We start from the raw sequence: 20,535 nt of genomic DNA on the forward strand, positions 1-20,535 counted from the left end.
GATGATCTATAGCCGCCTTGCGGTTCGCCTTATAGGTCGAATTGAAGATGCCATGCCATCTCGTCATCCACATGGTGTTCTATGAAATAAAGAAGAATGCGTCATTATGTAAGCCCTTACATTTTGTGTTTTATATATGACACATCCCTTTATTCGATCTCCTACAGTCTTGTGCGATGTCCACTGACATCAGTTGTCGGGTCTTTTACCGGATCGTGCAGCCCACAGGCATGTTCATATACAGCAGTACCAGGTGCAAACCAGTCTGCTTTTTTAAAATTCGCTTCCATATTTTGATATCACATCTAAATTGACTTCAATTCCTAGTCCAGGATTCTGAGGAACCGGCACTTTTCCATTTTGTAAGGTTATCGGTGTTTTTAAAAGCTCATCCCGGAGAGGATTAGGGTTTCTATCGTACTCAACTATAGGTTCGTTTTGTAACGGGACGGTATTTGCCGTATGCGGACTCGGCGGGATCGATGCTAATACATGAAGAGCCGCCGCCAGGGCGATTCCTGACCCCCATACATGTGGAATGACCGTTACACCGAAGCTTGAGGCCAGTGCCTGTATTTTCATCCATTCGGAAAACCCTCCGGAAACGCAAATATCCGGTTGGGCTATATCTACACAGCCTCCTAAAAATAAATCTCTAAAACCAAATCTGGTGAACTCGCACTCTCCTCCCGCAATGGGAATGTTTGTTGAAGATCTAACTTCGCGGTAACCAATCCGGTCTTCTGGAACAACGGGTTCTTCCAACCACATGACATTGAATTTTTCAAGCTCCTTCGCCATTTTCACTGCCGTAAACACATTATAAGCATGATTACAATCCACCAAGAGGGAAGTATTAGGACCAATGGCCTCTCTAATGGTTTTAACCCTCTCTATATCCTCTTCTATTGACAACAGGCCTACTTTCATTTTTAAAATCCGAAAACCCGCATCGACGTAAGAACGAGCTTCTTCAGCCAATTTAGGCAATGAATCTTTGTAATTCAGAACATCCTCGCCTCTGTAGTAACAGCCTGTTGCATAGGCAAATACGTTTTCTCGAAAGGAGCCTCCAATTAAGTGATGCACCGGTTTATTTAACATCTGACCATAGATATCCCATAAAGCGATATCTACTGCACTTAACGCTTCAATATAAGTTCCTTTTTGTCCAAAATCCCGCGTATCTGCATAATTTTGTTCCCAAATTCTAATCGGATTTTGTAACTCTTTATTTATTAATTTTGGTGATAAGACGTGTTTAACAACAGCTGCGACTGGTTCAGGAGGACCATATTGCCCTCCCTCCCCCCACCCAATAATCCCATTATCCGTTTCGATTTTAACTATTAAACTATTTCTCTCAGGAAAAGAGCATTGGGAAGAGAAAAAGCGTTCATTACCTAACGGCGTTCGTAAAATGTACGTTTGAATATTTTTAACTTTCATAATCGTACCTCCTAAAAGAGTTGGGAATTGGCAATACGGCCTTGCGATTCTCCGTTCATTTATATGGTTCGAATGTTATTTTTCACTGCAAATAGGATGGATTCTTTGGTTCCCCTCACATGTTTCCTCATTCTGCGCTCCGCAAGTTCACCGTCCCCGGCTTGAATAGCTTCAAATATTTCCCAATGTTCCTTGTTGGATAATTCCAATCTTCCAGGAATATGGTATGAAAAATAATGAAATCTCTGAATTTGGTTCTTAAAATCGGAAACGATCGTCAAGATCTTATTGTTGTTTGCAACGTCAAGGACAATCTCATGTAATGTGTTTCCGAGTTCAAAAGACTGATCCTTGTCTCCGTTTTCAAGTTCTTGATCAGCTTTTTTTAGTGCCTCATGCAGCAAAATAATCTTTTGTTCCGTTATCACGCTTGCCGCAATTCTAGCGCTAATACCTTCGAGAGCTTCTCTTACGGTAAATATATCCTCAAGATCTTTTACCGTAATTTCTTTAACCAAAGCTCCCCTTCTCGGAAAAAATTCGACCAAACCATCCTGGACCAGATGCCTGATCGCTTCCCTGATGGGCGTCCTGCTCATCTGAAATTCCTTGGCCAATTTTTCTTCGACTAAGGGAGTATTTGAAGGTAACTCACCTTCCATAATCTTTTTCTTTAATGTTTCATAGACCACAATAAACCTCGAATTGCCCTGATCATGGTTAACCATTGCTTCTTTCTTCACTTTTGCACACTCCATTTGAGTTTCAACTCGTTAACGTAATTCGGTTGATTATTATGATTTCAATTTATGATATTGTGTACAATTACGATAAAATAATTATTATTCGGTATAATATGACGAAATATCGCAAGTCCACTTTTTGAATTGTATACTATTTTATCCGTTTAGTCACTTTAACTTTGTTATATTGTATACAATCCTGTTAACGCTTTAAATTTAACATACCCTTCCAAAATAATCAATAACTTTTTTTCAAAAAACTGGTTATTGTCACTGAGGGTGTAAGAAACCAAAATTCCGCGAATCCATTCGCAACCTGTGCAGATTACGGCGGTCATCTGGCGTAAAGCAGCATGCCTTACTTCATCCGACGACGACCGCCCAATCTTATACCCTGAACCTACAACGTCACAACGACATGGTGGACTTGCCCATCGTCGCACAATTCAACGTAGTAACCGTCTGTTGCTTCGTGTTCCATCAGGACAATTTCTTGTCCGTCCAATTGTAATGCGGTCACTCCGCTGGACTTATGCAACGGATTGTTGACCGTAATGTGATAGCGCGTCCCGCCAATACGGTATTGGACGGAAAACTCCGGCCATTCACAAGGAATGCACGGGCTCATGTACAACCGTTCCCCACGTCTGCGAAGTCCGAGAATCCATTCAATCCCCGCCTGATACATCCAGCCCGCAGCACCCGTATACCAAGTCCAGCCGGCGTGTCCTTTGTGAGGATCCGCCGTGTAAACGTCTGCCGACATCACGTAGGGTTCACCGGCGTACTTCCGTACTTCATTTGGCGTACGCGTGTGCGTTAGCGGATTTAACAGGTGAAACAATTCAAACGCCTTGTCTCCGTTCCCAAGACGGCACCAAGCGATGATGCTCCATATGACACCGTGTGTGTACTGGGCCCCGTTCTCGCGAATTCCGGGCGGATAACCCTGAATGTAACCGGGACTAGGGTCCGTACGGTCAAACGGCGGTATCAGAAGATGTGCGACGGAAAGTTCCCGATCCACAAGTTCACGATCAAATGACTGCATCGCCTGCAGAGCCTTGTTCCTTGGCGCCGCTCCGGAAATGACCGACCATGACTGAGCGATAGCATCGATACGGCATTCCTGATTGTGTACAGAACCGAGCCATTGTCCGGCATCGGTGAAGGCACGACGGTACCACTGCCCATCCCAGGCATGCTCGTCAAGTGAAGAGACGAGCCGGTCCCTTACATCCTGGTAACGGTTTGACCGCTGCACATCACCGCGCTCCCGGCACAAATCCGTGAACCGACCCAGAATTTCGTAGAGAAACCAACCGAGCCATACACTCTCGCCGCGGCCTTTCGCGCCGACAAGGTTCATGCCGTCGTTCCAATCTCCGATTCCGATCAGCGGCAGCCCATGTTCGCCGAAACGCTGCAAGGCCTTGTCGATTGCCCGCAAGCAGTGCTCGTAAATGGTTCCGCTTTGTTCAGAAACTTGTGTCGGCTCGTATCGTTCATGTTCTCCCTCGCGCAGCGGTTCACTATGAAGAAACGGCGCTATCTCTTCAAATAAGCTGTCATCCCCCGTATGTTCGGCGTACCGCGAGGCTGCATACGGCAGCCACAGTAAATCGTCGGAGAAAAACGTGCGGATGCCGCGTTCCGTTTCTTCATGCCACCAGTGCTGCACATCACCTTCCACATATTGATGCGCTGCGTGCAGCAAAATTTGTGCCCGTGTAAGGTCGGGTCGGGTATGCAGAAGCGCCAATGAATCCTGCAGCTGATCACGAAAGCCGAATGCTCCTCCCGCTTGATAAAAAGCGGATCTGGCCCACATTCTGCTGCTCAGCGTCTGATAAATCAACCATCCGTTCAGCAGGACATCCATCTCCGGGCATGGTGTAGAAACCGAGATCTGGTCCAACACATCATCCCAGAATTCCCCTACGTGTGCGAATGACTGCTCACATACACCGGCTTGGCAGTAGGTTTGCGCCAGTTTCACGGCGGCATCCTGCGAATGTTCGCAACCAAGCAGAATGTAGACTGTCTGTTCGGCTCCAGGCTCCAGCGTAAGCTTAGTCTGCACGGCCCCGCAGGTGTCATAAAGTGGTCCCGTTGTTCCCGACAGGCGCTCGCGGCCGAGCGCGGCGGGTTTTTCATACGTACCGTTTCGTCCGATAAATTCATTGCGGTCTGCCGTCCAAGACAGATCAGGAGGCCCGACGGGATCGGTCCGCTGCACTCCGGATTCCGTGTTCAATGACTCCTCTGACGATTCCTGTGGTAGATACAAACCCAGAAAGGCTGTCGCATCGCGAAATGATTCCTGATAGGCATTGCGTGCCAGCAGCATTTGGGCCGATTCGTTCCATTCCGTAACGATGAAGGAGGCGTTCGCCTGACGCCGTACACCCAGCACCCATTCAGCGTAATAGGTGACGGAAAGGCGTCTCCGCTCGGAAGTCCTGTTTTGCAGCCGCAATTTGATCACCTTGACCGGATCATGGAGCGGAACAAAAACGGTCATTTCCTGCATGACGCCGTGTCTCTCGTGTAGAAACCTCGAGAATCCCCGTCCGTGCGAAACCGTATAGGGTTGGTCAGTGTGTGCGGTAGACGGAGTAGTAGTCCATGTTTCACCGCTCTCTTCGTCCCGCAAATAACAGACTTCGCCCGGCGGGTCAAGTACAGGATCATTTGACCAAGGCGTCAGTTTGCACTCACGGCTGTTGCGCCACCATGTGTAGCCCGTACCGAGCTCGGAAACAAGGCAGCCAAAGCGTGGATTGGCGATGACATTGATCCATGGCGCGGGCAAATGATTGCCGTTTTTGAGCACGATCCGGTACTCCTGGCTATCGGGCGAAAATCCTCCCCAACCGTTGAAGAACAGCAAATTGCCTACGTCCTCCGGAGGCGGGTTCCCGAACCTGGATAACGGCGCTGTCGCCTCCAGCGGAGCCGGCAACTCTTTTTCCGGCCTCGGCAGCTTGATTTGCGTCTTCAGACTCGGGCCACCCGCGCGAAGGACAAGACGGGCTGCTGCCAGCAGCAGTGTCTTATCCTCGTCCGGAAGCTGATTAGCGTTAAGGATGAACACGCCTCCATGTCCTGCGCCATGCCGGTCAATGCCGTGTTCTACTGCGCTGCGCAGCGCTTCCTGCAAATCCTGCTGGTACCCCCCGGGCGATTCGTTCAGAATGACCATGTCGAAAAGTAACCCCATGCGGCGTAAATACTCGTGTCCGATCAGAAGCTTGGCAATAAATTTCATATTGGCCCGATTCTCGATCCGTACAAGGATAATCGGGCGATCCCCGGACACTCCGTACGACCAGAGTCCGGACTGTCCTTTTATATTGGCAGTGATTCTATCCATCCGCTCCTCCCTCAGCGGCGGCGTATACAGCACCTGGCCTGCAAAGGTTTGAAGGGCCGTCGCCTCGGCGGCAGTGATGTGCAGATGCCTAAGCTCGATTTGACTGCGATTCCATGCAAGTTGAAAGGTTCGTTCCACGACTTGGTTTTCTTGGAATCGGCGGACGAGACTGATCGCCTCCTCCTTCGAATCGGCAGCGCAGGTGACAGCAAACAGTTGAATTTGTTCACCGGGCTCGATGCTTAACTGCCGACGCATGATAAAGGCAGGATCAGCCACAGAGCCCACCGTTCCACGAAGGCGGGAACGGATCCCCTTCGGCTGGGAGATTGTATGCCCGCGGCCAATAAAGCTGGCCCGGTCAGTCTCGTATTCCACCGGTCCGAGTGTTCGTCCTTCCACCATAAGTGAATGCGCCGCCCACAAGGGCTTCTCACTTTCCTGACGAGGCCTTCTCCGGGCGAGGAGACACTCGGCATCGCCCGCATATTCCGTTTCGATAAACAATTTGCTGAAGGCGGGATGCGCATCATCAGCTATAGGAGATGCCAAGGTCAGTTCAAGAAACGTTGTGACCTCCATGATCTTCGCCTCATTCCCCGTATTGGTGAGTGTCAATCGGCGAACTTCCGCATTCCATTCGGGCGACACGCAGACTTCAAGACTTGTCTGCACGTCTCCGTCTGCGCGCATAAATGTGGCCCGATCAAGCGAGAACTGCACGCGTTGTTCAGAGGACGGAACACGGCACGGTTGAAACGCCGGAGACCACACCACGTCACGGTTAACGTCGCGGATATAGATGTAGCTCCCCCAATCGTCCAATACCGGATCCTCCCGCCAACGCGAGACGGCCAGACCTTCATATCGACTGAACCCGCCGCCGCTGCCCGTCATCACGGTCGTATAGGTTCCATTAGAAAGAATACACACCTCCGGAGTACGCGTGTCTGCGGTAAGGTATTCCCTCAGGGCGCCATTTTGAACCGGCTTTGCATGAGGTACAGGTTCGCGTGCCATTGCAGGGTGTTTAGTGATTTTGGGGCGCGCGGGAATACGTTCCTGCAGCAGCAGTTCTGCCGCTTGCACGCGCTTGTCCCGGTGAAACCGTTCGTACATCTTTACCGGCAGCAGCATGTTGGCCAGGGCAAGCAAACTCATACCTTGATGATGGGCCATAAAACTTCGGATGACCATGCAAGTCTGATTGTTCGGCATCCGTTCGGACGTAAAATCGATGGCTTCATAGTAGCCATATTTGCCGCGGGCGCCGAGCTCTTCCATTTTGCGCAAATCTTTAAGCCCTCGACGCTTTGCGAAAGGTAAAGCCAGAATGGCAGCATACGGCGCCACGACCAAATCTTGTTCCAGGCCGCTCTTGAAGCCGAGACCGGGAACTCCAAACGCCCTGTATTGATAGTTCATCTGATAATCAAACGCGTAATAACCGGATTCGGAAATACCGAATGGAACACCCCGTCCATGGGCGTAGTCGATTTGCCGCTCCACCACGGCACGGTAGGTGCTCTCCCAGATGGTGTTCCGATAGGTGCGCATCATGAGCCAAGGCATCAAATATTCAAACATGGTTCCGGACCAAGAGAGCAGCGCGGCGCGCTTCCCGACTTTCGTCATTGTCCGTCCGAGCGCACGCCAATGCGCTACAGACACTTGACCGAGGGCGATGGCAATAAAGCTTGCCTGCCTTGCCTCTGATGCCATCAGGTCATACAGGATCTTATCTCGTTCCTGCAGCGCGGCATGGTACCCCAATGTGAAAAGTTTGGTTTTGTGATCGTAAAGCGGACGAAAGTCTGTCTCGTTAATCAATAACGCGATGCGGGCGATCAGATTTTGCCCGCGTGCCAACCAATTTTCTAAGGCAGTGTCTGCCGATGCTTCGCGGTCCGCCCTCTCTCCATGACCCCGAACTCCTGCGTCTGCCGCTCCTATGGTCTTGTCAGAAACTTCACCCTGCAGTGAAGGCATCAACTCCTCGGCGAATGCCACATTTAAGGCTTCTTCGGCCTTGCCCCGATCCTTCACATACGACTCCGGCCCTTCGTTCGGTTCGAAGTCTGTCTTGAGCCACTCGGCCAACCCCTCTTTGACCGTCATTAAATAGCCGACGAAGTTGCCGGAATCCACCGTTGAAACGTACAGAGGAGGTAATGGTTCCAAAGTGGTCGTATCGTACCAGTTATAAAGATGGCCATTCCATTTATCCATGCGCTCAACCGTATCGATCGTACGCTCCAAACGCTCAACCAACCCGGGCGTATCGATAAATCCGAAATCCCGTGCAGAAAGCGCGCAGGCAAGAAAAAGCCCGATATTGGTAGGCGAAGTTCGATGTGCGATCCCATTGGGTGGTTCCAATTGAACATTATCAGGCGGCAGCCAATGGTCTTTTGCGGTAACAAAGTCCTCGAAGAATGTCCAAATCTGATTAGCCAGCGCCCGCAGCTCTTTCTCTTCATCCGGTTCAAGCCTCCGCTCAGCCCGTTGTATTGGCAGGTCCAACCAGCGGATCGCAAGCGGAGCGAATAACCATATCGCGCAGAGCGCTAAGCCTGTCAACCGTGCTGCTGAACTGCCGCTGGCCGCTGCTGCCAGCGCAAAGACAAACACCAACACGTATCCTTGGTACATCCCCAGAAGCGTAACATGCCGCCCTCCACGGTTGCGGCGTTCAATTTCCGAAGAGCTGACCCATTCAAGCAAATGACGCTTTGATACGAATAACCGGTATAAGGTTCTACCGATTGCGTCGAGCAGCAGAACGGTTTGAAACGGCAGAGTCAACAGGGTAACCATAATTTGCAAAGCCGTCGAAAGCAAGCTTCGGGGACGCCGAATGGTTCGCCGAATCGCCACGAGCTGCCGGATCAGCGGCAAAACCAATGTAGCTGCTCCAAAAACAAACCACCGTTCGGGTGATCCGGGAAGTACGCTCATGCCTAACAGCAGTAGTGCGAACAATGCTGGCGGAAATAGACTGCGCCGCAGGTTATCTATCAAATGCCAGCGAGTAAGAGCGGATAAATCGACCGGCAAACGCTTCCCCCGCCGGTCGGAAATGCGGGGAAAGAGCCATGAGAGCAATTGCCAATCGCCACGAACCCAACGGTGCAGCCTCTTCTGATATGCGCTGAACGTAGCGGGTTGGTCATCAATCAATTCAATGTCCGACATCAATCCGGCACGCAAAAAGCCGCCTTCCAGCAAATCATGACTTAGGACCCGGTTTTCAGGAATACGTTCACACAGAACCTGTGCGAATGCATTCACATCGAATATCCCCTTACCCGTAAAGATACCCTCCCCTAATCCGTCCTGGTACGGATCGGAAACGGCAAACGCGTAAGGATCGATTCCCGGGTCACCAGACCAAAGATAGGCCAATCGCGAACGTAAGGACGATTCGTGGCTAATGCCAATGCGCGGCTGCAGCACGCCGTAGCCCTCGACAACCCGTGTCCGCGAGCGGTTAAGCCTCGGCTGGTTGTATGGCAAATGCAAAGTACCGATCATCCGCTGAGCACTGCCTATCGGAAGCTGTGTATCCGCGTCGAGCGTAATGATATAACGGATGCTCGGAAGAACGCTTGAGTCCCCGACTACGAAGTCGTAAGTCGTATTTGCTTGTCCTTGTAGCAGTTCGACAAACTCTACCAATTTGCCCCGCTTGCGCTCCCAACCCATCCATACTCCCTCAGACGGGTTCCATAACCTGCGGCGTTGAAAGAGGTGAAACGTACTATTCCCGCCCGTATGGGAGTAAGTACGGTTCAACTTCTCAATACTTGTGCGAGCAGCTTCAAGAATTGCGGCATCCTGCGGAAGACTCTCCGCGTCGGCATCGACAAAATCACCCAGAAGGGCGAAGTGAATATTCGAATCGCGGTTGGCCAGATAATGAAGCTCCAGTCGATCTGCCATTTCATGCACTTGTTCGACGGTTGACCAGATAACGGGAATGACGACCATCGTGGTCGCCTCAGCCGGTATTTCATGCGAGAAATCATAGCGCAGCAGCGGCTGCGGTTGCCTTGCGCATTCTATGATCCAGTATGTCGCCGTCACCGCCCACTCACTCACGGGTACGGATAGCATGAGCAAAATCACCGCCCACTCGATCATCGTATAGCTGGCACCGCCACCGATCCACGCAGCGAATCCGAGAAGGGCACATGCAAACAATCCTGTGAGCAGGGTGAAATATACGCGAGTAGCTCGTTGCCATAGCCCGATTTGCGGCAAACGCCGGGGGCTGCTGCATTGTTTCAGCGCGCGTTGCAGCTCTTTGACGCCACTCGGTTCGAGCAGGTAATAAGCGATAAACGCTTGACGAGGCATAACGTCTGAATCTGCCGTACTTCCTGCGGTTCTATTCCCCTCCGCAGCACCATTCGCAGTATCTGCGAAGGCTTGTCCGCGTTCCGCGCACGCCTGGTTATACTCCTTCGCTGCTAGCTCTACGACCTGCTTGGCAACCAGATTTTCCGGCACACGAAAGCGGCGGGCTAGTTGCTCAACGCTTGTTCGCAGCGCGTCGCGGCTTGAATCATCAAGCAATGGATAGACGCCGGCGTTTTCTTGCCGCATCGTGTGCTCCACCAGGCAAATTTGTTCGAACGGATCGCGCCAGTCCGAGCGCGTGATTTTTCTCAGACTGCTGATGGCGTTGCCTGTAGTCACTTGATAGGCGGCTTGAAGCTGATACTCATAGGAGACGATTCGATCGAGGCTGTCAGGACCGTTTTCCAATTTGCACATCAGCCATTCACGCATGGTTGCTGAATCGTCTGCCCATTCGCGCAGGTGGCTGACCAGGTGGACGATCATCGGACCGGAGAGCGGCATATCCTGACCTGCTTGTTCAAGTGCAGCCCTAAGCGCTTCGGGATTTAGCTTCGACGGCTCTATACGCTCCAGCAGCCTTTCGACCAGAGAACACACCTCCTGCCGTTCGCGAATCAGTTCCATGACTTCTGCCAGCCGCCGTACCAGGGCAATCCGTACGATAAGCGGGATCGCCCACGTTTCGGCAATCGTCAAAACCGATACTTCCTGATAAAAATTGATATAGGAAACAAAAGAGTTCTCGTTCAGGTTCCCATCCATATGGTTAAGATAATCGGCACAGATCGAAAGTATCCGTGGCTCACCGGTCTTGCGCAGGTGCGGCAAATGCTGCAAAAAGTTTCCGGTAAGCTGGTTTTGAACGACTACCCCCTGCTCCTCAATGAACTCCGCGTGATCGAGGAACCATTCTTCCGCTGGCTGCGAGCAGCTTGAGCGACGTCCTTGCAAGGAGCGTACGAACGCGCGCAAATTCTCGATGTCCGTAGTAAAATTCCGCCATAGACGACGCTTCGATGGCCGCCGTCTAAGATATGGTTCATGGGTCAGTGCAAGTTCATGAGCTTTTTGTCGGAGTTGTTCCGTATGCAGATTCATAGATCCTCCTAAAGAAAGTCAGAAATTAACCATGTTAAAGAAGTAATTTGTATAAGGTACTGACTCTGTAGCTGTTAAGTTTATAACAGTTAAAACATTCCCAATTTGGATGAAAATTATAAATATAGATTTTGAAGGAGAGTGTGAACGTATCGTGCGGAAGAGCCCAAGGGGTTGGAAAAGGAGGCCAAAGAGCCAAGGATTTAGCCTGGAAGAAGAAGTGCAGCGGTTACGAATGGAGATGAATTTCTAAAAAAGCCAGGGGGATTTCAAAGGAGATGGAACGAGATGTAAAGCTTTGAAGTTATCCAAACTTTTCCGCTCTGCTACCCGCCTCAATGAAAAAAGCAGGTCGCCGCGGCGCCTGCTTGGGTTGTCTTGATGAAGCTATAATTAACCTTTAGAGTGGCGATTAGCACGTAACCGCGGGTTCCGTCAAGCCGTATAGACACCCTCGCCGTACGAACTGTTGTTTGTTAACCCGTTGATTAGGGCTGTGGTCCAGGCTTTTTCAAATAAAATCTCGCCACATCCATTTCATAGGTGCCGCGCGGGTAAGATACCTGGCTCCTGACGGTGACCTTCGTCAAATACCGGTAATCGTCAGACGTATCCACGGTGAACGAGAAGCGGTCTCCCTCGAACGGAACCTCAAACTTCTTATCCAGTTCATAACCGCCTCCATATACTTGCCGTTCCACTAGAACGGTAAGTCCCGATCCGACTCGCTTAGACGCAGTCCCGCTGAAGACAACCTCAGCCGCTTCCGTTTCCGTATAGCCTAGTGCCGGCTGATCGAAGCTGATTCGGCTTATTTCCCCGAAACCGGAAGGATCGGGGTAGTCAATGACGGGATCGGCTGTTTCCGGAGTCAAATTGAACTCAAGCTCTGAGCTGAATAAGATGCGCTGACCGACCTTCAAGTCAAGGTCATAACCGTAGGAGCCGATATCGAACCTAAGCTCCGTTTGAAATTGATATTTGGATAAACCTTTCCGACCTCCGTAATCATAGGCCCCGGCTTCACCGATCAAACCGATCGAGCTGGCGCGGGACGTTCGATCGATACTTCTCCTGTCAAGTATCCTGAGTTCAGGAAATTGACTGACGGTACCCGTCATGTATCCAACAGCATTCGGAGCATAATAATAGTTTCGATAATCTGCAGGCAATCCGTAGTCATCGACTTTATAGTCGACATACAGGATATCGAGCTTCTTTGTATCCGGATTCCATTGTGAGTTATAGCCAAACAGCTGCTGAAGATCGCGTTCACTAACGAGCACGTCGGAGTCAGCGTCGGCAGGCACGGCTTTCACAGGAAACCTGCCCCTTTGCCCGCCCGACCCATACAATTGGATATCTAATGGATGCTCGGGATAAGCGGTTACGTTAGGTGCATGCGCCATCATGCCGAATATGCCGTTGTATAAACAGAGCGTCACTTGGCCGCAGCCCGAGTGCGAACCCGGACTGGTTCGATCATACCCTAAGGCTTCCCCCATAAAAGCAAGCGAAATCATCGGACTTCCGTCTACGATTTTTCCAATCGTTTGGCCCTGGTATACAACAGTATCGTTGCCAATCACAATATCCTTCAGTTCGATGGAGTTCACCTCGCGAAGAACCAGAGGCGCGTTTTCCATTGGCGGGTATCCCGGCGCCTCGCTTTTAGCCGGCGTGAATGCGATAGTCTTTGCTTGTTCATTCCATTCCACCAATCCCATGCGATCCAGGTCGTTTAACCGAATCGCAGTCCGTCCGTTCAAGTTGTACGACGGAATTTCCTGATCCCCATAGTAGGTTCGGATATCGGTATAGAGCACATCGCTGAGCTTCATGCCCACAGGAAGAGCAGCTTCCTGCTCTATCGGCGGCGCCTCCAACGTTTTGGCCGGACGGTTGTAAATGGTCACCTTACGATCCGCAGGCGTCCATACGACGTCAAAGCCGTATTGCCGCAAATCCTCGGCAACAACAGCGGTGTACCCGTCAATATTCATCGAGCGAATGGGTTTGCCCTGGACGTATGCTTTAATATCGGTCGCCAGCACGTCGCCGACATCGTCACCGATGATGGTTGTTCCGTCCGCAGCTTTCGCATCCGCTTGCTGCATCGGCAGCAAACCTGCCGTTAATACAGCAATTGCCGCCGCGGCGAACAGCTTGCGCAGCGAGCCGGCCGGACCTCGACGATCAACCAGTCGACGATGGTCAGCTTTCAATCTTTGCAGCATAGCTTCTTCTCACCCTCTCCGAATTCACGTCGTAGCCGCTTCTAATCTTCCTAAGCAGTTACCCTGTAGACGCAGCTGTTGCGGGGAAAGTTGCGAGACATAACGGTTTTTTCACGACAGCATGCTTTGGCTCGAGACTTGTATTGCCTTTATTTCACATTCCGAATGGTTGAGATTAACAATAAAATCGCAGGTATACAGAATCCGTGGAGCAAACTGTATAGTGGATAGGCTCCCATAGTAAACCATCTGATTTCAGCCGTATTTTGATAAACGAGCATGGACAAGGCGATAACGAATAATCCATAGGGAAGAATGGTGATACGATAGTTTTTCAATTTGAAAAGCTGAGCTGTCGCAAGATTAGCGGCATAAAAACAAAATATTAATTTGACAAAAATAGTCATAATCCAAATAATCGCAACCAAAACTTCTACTCGCTCAAAAAAATTACCGACCCTTATTTCTTTGGCAACATCAAATACGGTAAAGATACTTCTCGCAGCAATGTCCACTCCTAAAACCGCTATTGAAATAACAACGATCAAAGTGCCGAATATAGTGGCGAATATTGCAAATAAGGTGAAATACCTCTTTATTTTTCTTTGTTGGATAACGAATGGAAAAATGATCAAAAAAACAACCAGCTCACTAATTGGAAATCCCAAAAAAGGGTATATGCCTTTGACTGGTATTAGCCATCCATCAGGGAGTATGGGTAATAATTTAGACAAATCGATGTTCTTTAGCAGCATCAGTGTGGTCATAAAAAAGATGATGATCACCCAAGGAAATAATACTTCACTCGACCTTGTGATCACCTCGAGTCCCAAATATGCGCCATACATGATAGGAAGCATAAAAATGATGTGAACAACGTGTGTGGGTGTTTGCGGCAATACATTCGTTGTAACAAAATCCCCTACGTTTCTAAGTACCAGCGCACTTAGGTATAAAAAGAACGATACATACATGACACCAACCATTTTACCGAACCATTTGCCCAGAATTCGTTCACTATATTGGACGATGGATTCATTAGGGTATCTCATGGATAAGCGATTCCATAATAACACGAACCAAATAATCACGGTGATGCACAAAAGAATGGAAATCCACGCGTCTTGTTTCGCAATTGAAACGATAATGGAGGGCATGACTAAAGCCGTACTTCCTAATGTAAACATGAAAACAGCAACACCCAATTGCAAGGGTGAAATCTTTCCGTTATCCATCATGAAAATCCTCTCCTTCGGTCCAAAGAACAATTGGTTTAACAATGGGCTCCAACAGTGTTCCAATCGCTTTGGTTGGAGATGGGATGGGAAGATCAAGAACTACGCCGATATAAAGGATCACCGCCAATAGCAATACCGATGAAAAAATGATCATCTCTTTTTTCATTTTCTGCTTAAATAACGATCTCCCTTCCCACAAAAAAATAAGGGCTCCGGCTGCAAGTACTCCAATTACTGCGAGCATGTTTTCCTACTCCTTTTTCTCCCTACGGTCATTTCCAAAATAGGATTTATATCTTAATCCTTCTCTTCTTATTTCTGTATCGACTTCAATATGGACAGGGATCTTTGAGAAAATGTACGCCCAATTGTTCATGTTTTTTTTCCAATAAGCCGGATTCGCCTTATATACAGCATCAGCAAAACCGAATATATCCGTTTTCAATTTTTTCGCTTTTTTCACCGCATCCAGCATCTCTTTTTTGATTTGTGCTTCCGTTTCCTTGCCGATTTGAGCAAAAGTTTCTTTATCGGTTAGATCCATGTCTGAGCATAATATCTCCGCTATATTCGCTTCCTGCTTTACATGGATAACAATAGATGGTTGTCCCTGTTGAAACTTCCCCTTCATGCTTGTGGTGGAATGTACGACTTCAACAGCAATGTCGCTTTCTTTCTTACAAGAAACGTTGATGACCGTACTTTTCACTTTATCCTGAATCCATGCCGATCCCCTCGATTCCTTAGGATCTAAAAAATCAACCAGCGTTTGATTCTTGAACACGGCCATGCCGTTTAATTTTAAACTCGCTGAAGGATTGATTTTTTCAACGTTTTTATTATTGCCGCCCTTTTTTATATCCCCGATAATTTCAATACTTCCCATTGATATTTCTTTTTTTCCGGAATTGATGTTTGCGATCATCTCTTTGATACTCATACGATAGGAGGTTCCCAAAATTTGTTCGGCGTTCTCAACGGATTCGCGCATTTTTGTTCCGGGGATCTTTTCTATCGGTGTTTTAATTTTCAAAAGATCGGAAGCTTTTGCACCTTTAGCAACAAGAACATAAAAATCTGTACGAACTTCCGGATCCCTTTCAATAAGATCAAATAAGGGAGTTACTCCTTTTCGCGCTAAATCCTCTCCAATTACAAGCACTTGATTATGCGCAAAATATAATCTTCTTGAGGTTTTATTGGCAATTTTTCGTATGGCTTCAAAAACCGTCCGCCCTGTTTCGCTATATGTGGTAACGGAGCTTGAGCTGCCTCCCCCGCCCTTGCCTCCTCCTGTTGAAACTTCAGCGGGGTTCACGACTTGGACTGTAAGTTGAATATCCTGGCCTTCGCTTGTATCCATGCCCATGGCAATAACCGTCGAAAGTTCATCCAAATATTTGATATCCCAGCATCCCCCCAAAGGAATGAAGAGCAGCAGTATCCATATACAAACAAACATTTTCTTTCGCATCACATTATTCATCATGTCTGGGTTTATCCCCCGGCGGATGGTTTGGCTTCTGATCATGACCTTGTTGCATAAAATCTTCGCTAATCGGAAGCGGATGCGTTTTCATAGCCCAAAACGGAAAACGAAATAACGCATCCTTTTGTTCTTTGAGCATAAACGGAGCAAAAGGTTTTAAGTAAGGAACCCCAAACGACCTTAAGCTGGATAAATGTACCACAAGAAGCAATAAGCCAACAGCAATCCCGTACATCCCCAAAGTGCCGGCAAGAATTAAAATGCCAAAACGCAACAATCGTATGGCAATTGCCAGACTAATGGAAGGAATAACAAAATTTGTGATGGCGGTGAACGAAACGACGATAACCATGGCTGGCGAAACGATGCCGGCTTCCACAGCGGCTTGACCAATGACCAATGCGCCTACAATCGAGATGGTGTTTCCTACTGCACTCGGCATCCTGACCCCGGCTTCACGCAGAACTTCAAATACGATCTCCATCATAAAAGCTTCGATGATAGGCGGGAAAGGGACTCCTTCTCGCTGGGCCGCTAAATGCAGCATTAAGGTTGTGGGTAACATTTCTTGATGGTAAGTTGAGACCGCAACATATAGCGAAGGAAGGAGCAGTGCAATTAACAAAGAAACAAACCGCAAAATTCGCAAAAAATTACCGAAATCAAAACGTTGATAGTAGTCTTCTGCTGACTGTAAAAAGCTGTTGAACATGACCGGAACGAGCAACACGAAAGGTGTTCCGTCGACCAGAATGGCCACCCTTCCTTCAAGTAAGCCGGCAGCTATAACATCAGGTCTTTCGCTATTGAAAACCGTTGGGAACGGAGTCCATATTCCATCTTGAATCAAGTCTTCAATATATCCGGATTCCAGTATTCCATCAATTTTAATTCGTCCCAAACGATTTCTTACTTCCTGCACGATTTCGTCATTGGCGATTCCTTTGATATACATGACTCCGACTTGGGTTAGAGTCACATCACCAATGATTCTTTCTTCGAGCCACAATTTGGGGCTCCTTATTTTTCTTCGAATCAATGAAGTATTGGTACGAATGGATTCCGAAAAAGCCTCTTTCGGACCCCGGATGACCGTTTGTGTGGACGGTTCGGTGACGCCCCGATTTTCGCCTCCCTTGGTTGCGACGGCAATCGCTTTGTTACAACCGTTGAAAAGCAGTACCGAATCTCCGGATAACATCCCGAGAAAGAGATGCTTCCAATTGGATACTTCTTTTACATCCCCGGAAGTTAGCAGTTGTTCTTTTATGATCTGGAATGCCTGCTCAGCATCTATATCGGGGTCCATGTTGAATGCCTCATCTTGTAAACGCATTAACCTTTCCATAACAAAATCAGAGATAATCTTTTGGTCACATAAACCATCCGTAAATGCAGCCGCGGCGCGAAATTTTCCGGCTACCTGAAATTCCCGGATGATGACATCATGACTGTTCCCCATCTCGGATTTGATGGTTTCCATATTCCTAGTTAAATCATTGTGCAAAGACTGATTTTGAAAGGGTTGCAAATCTTCAATTTCCTGGATTTCGGCACGATCTGTTTTCTTTTTTTTCATCTTTAGAAACTTTGGAAACATGCCTCATCCCCCCTTACAGTTCAACCATTTGATAATTTTTCCAAAATCCCTTCATATTATTCCATGTTCGAATAAATACAGAGTCAAAAAAAGACTATCGAGACTTTCTCGATAGTCTGAAGAGACCGACATGTGTCTTGTCTTATTCTTATAGCTTCCCCATCTTCCGCGATACGTGTTCGGCGGCCTCAACCACCGCTTGGATCGATCTCTCTTTAAGCGCTTATCGTTCAATACGATTTGAATGTGCCGCGAGCTGGAGACCGCATCCACTCGTTTGTACGGATCTCGGGGATGCACAAAAACTTCTTCCTCTTCCTCCAGCCATGTATCGACCTTGTTCCAATAAAAGGCCAGATACCCACGTATCGCTTCGCTTTCAGGCCGTGGTTGTTGATAGCTCCATACGGCGTTGTCAATAACCCTGTCTCCTGCCTGTATGTTCCAATAAGAGGCGTCTCCCTTCAGCGGGCAATGAGTGGTATGCAAACTTGGCATAAGCAAATCCTTGCGCACATCCGACTCAGGAAAATAATACACGGGAAGATGGCCTCGCTCATGAAGCGTCAGTACGCCTTTACTATCCGCGATTGTCTCACCGCAACACGGACGCGAACCCATCTTGGATTCGTTTCAATCATGATGTTTTTCTTGACAGGGTCGACTGCTTGACAAGACGGCTCTCCAACGGACGGAATGCTCTTCGAAATACCTCCTTAAATATAATCATATAGTGATAATTTATTATCTATAATAGATAATAAAATCCCTTGAAATGATTCTCAAGCATTATTCCTATTATTCCAATGTGAAATGAAATTCACATATGCCGAATGAAAATAAAAAAGGAGATTGCAGTTCTCTAATCAGCAAGGATTAGAGGCTGCATCTCCGTTGATAATGGGTAGTATTCCTCTGTACTGACTAGATGGCTCCGAATTAATGTTTGTCCGGAAGAAGCTGCTTGGACAATATATTTTCAGCTAATATTTCACCCATAGGCTGCAAGGTGACATCGGCCGGACGCTTCGGGTAGGACACCGGAAGTCTTGGGAATAACAAGTCCGCAATCCGATAAGCTTCTTCTAAATGCGGATATCCTGACAAGATGAACGTATCGATTCCCAATTCCCGATATTCAAGCAAACGCTTCGCAACGGAATCAGGATCTCCGACCAGCGCAGTCCCAACCCCTCCCCGAACTTGACCAATTCCCGCCCAAAGATTAGGACTAATCTCCAGCCGGTCCGCGTTCTCTCGAACCAAGCGGGTCATTCGCTGCTGCCCGACGGAATCAAAACGGTCAAACGTTTGTTGCGCTGTGGCGATGTCTTCATCCGTCACATACTGAATGAGCTTATGCGCCTCTGACCATGCTTCCTCAGCCGTATCCCGGACAATGATTTGCACGCGAAGCCCGATCCGGATTTCTCTATTCTGCTGAGCTGCAAGCGCCTTCACATCTTTGATCTTCTCGGCCACCATGTCTGGCGGTTCCGCCCACGTTAAATAGGTATCTATATGCTTGGCAGCGACTCTATGCCCAGCCGGGGAAGAAGCTCCAATGAATAATGGCGGCGACTTATGGTCTAACGGAGGGAACAATAGCTTGGCCCTTTCGACACGAATATGCTTGCCGGTGAAGGTCACTTCCTCACCTGTCATGAGTCGTTTCCAGACGGTCAGGAACTCATCGGTTGCCTCATATCTTTCGGCGTGCGCCAAGAAAATTCCGTCACCGGCCATTTCCAACGGGTCCCCTCCCGTTACGACGTTAATGAGCAGACGGCCCGAAGAGAATCGTTCGAAAGAAGCAGCCATTCGTGCCGCAATACTAACCGATACACCGCCAGGTCTTACCGCCACAAGAAACTTTAATCTCTCCGTAACGGGAAAAAGTGCTGATGCCACGACCCAACCGTCTTCGCAGGCATGACCGGTAGGCACGAGCATTCCTGTGTAGCCCAGCCGATCAACAGCTTGCGCGATTTGGCGAAAATAGGACAGGTCGGTAACTCTGGCGCCTTCCGTTGTTCCCAAAAATCTGCCGTCTCCCATCGTCGGTAAATACCAAAACATTTCCATCTATGAGCTCTCCTCTTCTAATGGTAGTTATTCCTTTATATGCGAAGCTATTTGTGTGAACAGAAATGTTCGCAGTTCCGCGAATTCCCTCGTGGACCGAATATGTTCAAAAGATTCGTCCGCGAATTTCAAATGAAGCGGATTGTCAAAGTCTTGCACAATTCGGCCTGGACTAGGGTGCATGATAATAATGCGGCTAGCCAGCAGAAGTGCTTCATCCACATCATGCGTTATAAAAAACAGGCATTTTTGCGTTTGTCTCCATATCTCGCGCATATGCTGCTGCATCGATTCCCGGGTTAACGCATCCAGCGCGCTGAACGGTTCATCCAGCAAAATAATGTCGGGCTCAGTAGCTAGCGTACGAGCGATCGCCGCACGCTGCTTCATCCCCCCGGATAATTGGTGTGGAAGCAAGGATGCATAGTGATCCAATCCTACAAGCTGTAAGTATTGTTTGACTCTAAGCTTACGCTCCGCCTTCCGGACTTTACCCATCTTCAGGCCGAATTCAATGTTGCCCGATATGGAGAGCCAGGGGAACAGGTTGGCATGCTGGAAAACCACGCCCACCTTTGAATCCGGTTTGTTATGTTCCGTGCCGTCGATATGGACCGTCCCGGTAGTCGGCTTGACATAACCTGCGATAATATGGAGCAGTGAAGATTTGCCGCAGCCTGAAGGTCCCAATACACAGACAAACTCGTTCTTTTTCATACGCAACTGAATACCATCCAGCGCCCGAACGGGTGTTGTCGTATGATGAAACTCCAAGGAAATGTCTTGAAGCGAAATGCCCTGGAGTTCATGCAGGAGAACATCCCGTTCAGCAGCAGCGTTATGTTGACCGAACAA

General features: G+C 48.7%; 12 protein-coding genes. 1 reads left to right on the forward strand and 11 read right to left on the reverse strand.

Annotated elements, in window-relative coordinates; genetic code table 11:
• Positions 1-273: 273 nt before the first annotated feature.
• The 3 genes from FKP33_RS09270 to FKP33_RS09280 all read right to left on the reverse strand — a co-directional run bounded on the left by FKP33_RS09270 (position 274) and on the right by FKP33_RS09280 (position 10,629).
• Positions 274-1,449 carry a mandelate racemase/muconate lactonizing enzyme family protein gene (locus FKP33_RS09270; RefSeq protein ID WP_141334668.1) on the reverse strand — a complete coding sequence of 392 codons (1,176 nt, stop codon included), beginning with the start codon at positions 1,447-1,449 and terminating at the stop codon, positions 274-276.
• Positions 1,450-1,508: 59 nt separating this feature from the next.
• A complete protein-coding gene (locus FKP33_RS09275) occupies positions 1,509-2,192 on the reverse strand; it encodes a GntR family transcriptional regulator (protein WP_164751748.1) in 684 nt (227 codons plus the stop codon).
• A gap of 400 nt (positions 2,193-2,592) precedes the next feature.
• Complete coding sequence (locus FKP33_RS09280; protein ID WP_258313418.1) at positions 2,593-10,629, reverse strand: glycoside hydrolase family 94 protein; 8,037 nt, start codon at positions 10,627-10,629, stop codon at positions 2,593-2,595.
• A gap of 66 nt (positions 10,630-10,695) precedes the next feature.
• Between FKP33_RS09280 and FKP33_RS27650 the strand changes: the two genes are divergently transcribed.
• Positions 10,696-10,869 (forward strand): hypothetical protein, encoded by a 174-nt coding sequence (locus tag FKP33_RS27650; RefSeq protein ID WP_230875942.1) that lies wholly within the window; start codon positions 10,696-10,698, stop codon positions 10,867-10,869.
• A 650-nt stretch (positions 10,870-11,519) separates the two neighbouring features.
• Here the strand turns inward: FKP33_RS27650 and FKP33_RS09285 are convergent.
• The 8 genes from FKP33_RS09285 to FKP33_RS09320 all read right to left on the reverse strand — a co-directional run bounded on the left by FKP33_RS09285 (position 11,520) and on the right by FKP33_RS09320 (position 20,535).
• Entirely contained in the window at positions 11,520-13,268 is a 1,749-nt protein-coding gene (locus FKP33_RS09285) for a stalk domain-containing protein (protein WP_141334671.1), read from the reverse strand.
• Between the two features lie 149 nt (positions 13,269-13,417).
• Positions 13,418-14,506 carry a GerAB/ArcD/ProY family transporter gene (locus tag FKP33_RS09290; RefSeq protein ID WP_127606016.1) on the reverse strand — a complete coding sequence of 363 codons (1,089 nt, stop codon included), beginning with the start codon at positions 14,504-14,506 and terminating at the stop codon, positions 13,418-13,420.
• Entirely contained in the window at positions 14,496-14,750 is a 255-nt protein-coding gene (locus tag FKP33_RS09295; protein WP_127606014.1) for a hypothetical protein, read from the reverse strand. Before FKP33_RS09295 ends, FKP33_RS09290 begins: the two co-directional genes overlap by 11 nt.
• Positions 14,751-14,756: 6 nt before the next feature.
• Positions 14,757-15,995: a Ger(x)C family spore germination protein gene (locus FKP33_RS09300; protein ID WP_164751747.1), complete on the reverse strand. Its 1,239-nt coding sequence runs from the start codon at positions 15,993-15,995 to the stop codon at positions 14,757-14,759.
• The gene (locus tag FKP33_RS09305) at positions 15,985-17,595 is read right to left on the reverse strand and encodes a spore germination protein (RefSeq protein ID WP_141334673.1); all 1,611 of its coding nucleotides are present in this window, start codon (positions 17,593-17,595) and stop codon (positions 15,985-15,987) included. Before FKP33_RS09305 ends, FKP33_RS09300 begins: the two co-directional genes overlap by 11 nt.
• A 51-nt stretch (positions 17,596-17,646) precedes the next feature.
• Positions 17,647-18,216, reverse strand: a complete 570-nt coding sequence (locus tag FKP33_RS28070) for a DUF427 domain-containing protein (protein WP_141334675.1) — start codon at positions 18,214-18,216, stop codon at positions 17,647-17,649.
• A gap of 318 nt (positions 18,217-18,534) precedes the next feature.
• The gene (gene ssuD, locus FKP33_RS09315) at positions 18,535-19,680 is read right to left on the reverse strand and encodes an FMNH2-dependent alkanesulfonate monooxygenase (RefSeq protein ID WP_127606006.1); all 1,146 of its coding nucleotides are present in this window, start codon (positions 19,678-19,680) and stop codon (positions 18,535-18,537) included.
• 27 nt (positions 19,681-19,707) lie between these two features.
• Positions 19,708-20,535, reverse strand: a complete 828-nt coding sequence (locus FKP33_RS09320; RefSeq protein ID WP_230875941.1) for an ABC transporter ATP-binding protein — start codon at positions 20,533-20,535, stop codon at positions 19,708-19,710.

The sequence above is a fragment of the Paenibacillus sp. tmac-D7 genome (genome assembly GCF_006519665.1).
Taxonomy (GTDB): domain Bacteria; phylum Bacillota; class Bacilli; order Paenibacillales; family NBRC-103111; genus Paenibacillus_G; species Paenibacillus_G validus.

Excerpts from the sequence above, each read along its gene's own strand:
- FKP33_RS09270 (WP_141334668.1), bottom strand. The coding sequence starts at position 1,449 with ATGAAAGTTAAAAATATTCAAACGTACATTTTACGAACGCCGTTAGGT.
- FKP33_RS27650 (WP_230875942.1), top strand. The coding sequence starts at position 10,696 with ATGGTTAAGATAATCGGCACAGATCGAAAGTATCCGTGGCTCACCGGT.
- FKP33_RS09285 (WP_141334671.1), bottom strand. The coding sequence starts at position 13,268 with ATGCTGCAAAGATTGAAAGCTGACCATCGTCGACTGGTTGATCGTCGA.
- FKP33_RS09290 (WP_127606016.1), bottom strand. The coding sequence starts at position 14,506 with ATGATGGATAACGGAAAGATTTCACCCTTGCAATTGGGTGTTGCTGTT.
- FKP33_RS09295 (WP_127606014.1), bottom strand. The coding sequence starts at position 14,750 with ATGCTCGCAGTAATTGGAGTACTTGCAGCCGGAGCCCTTATTTTTTTG.
- FKP33_RS09300 (WP_164751747.1), bottom strand. The coding sequence starts at position 15,995 with ATGATGAATAATGTGATGCGAAAGAAAATGTTTGTTTGTATATGGATA.
- FKP33_RS09305 (WP_141334673.1), bottom strand. The coding sequence starts at position 17,595 with ATGTTTCCAAAGTTTCTAAAGATGAAAAAAAAGAAAACAGATCGTGCC.
- FKP33_RS28070 (WP_141334675.1), bottom strand. The coding sequence starts at position 18,216 with ATGGGTTCGCGTCCGTGTTGCGGTGAGACAATCGCGGATAGTAAAGGC.
- ssuD (WP_127606006.1), bottom strand. The coding sequence starts at position 19,680 with ATGGAAATGTTTTGGTATTTACCGACGATGGGAGACGGCAGATTTTTG.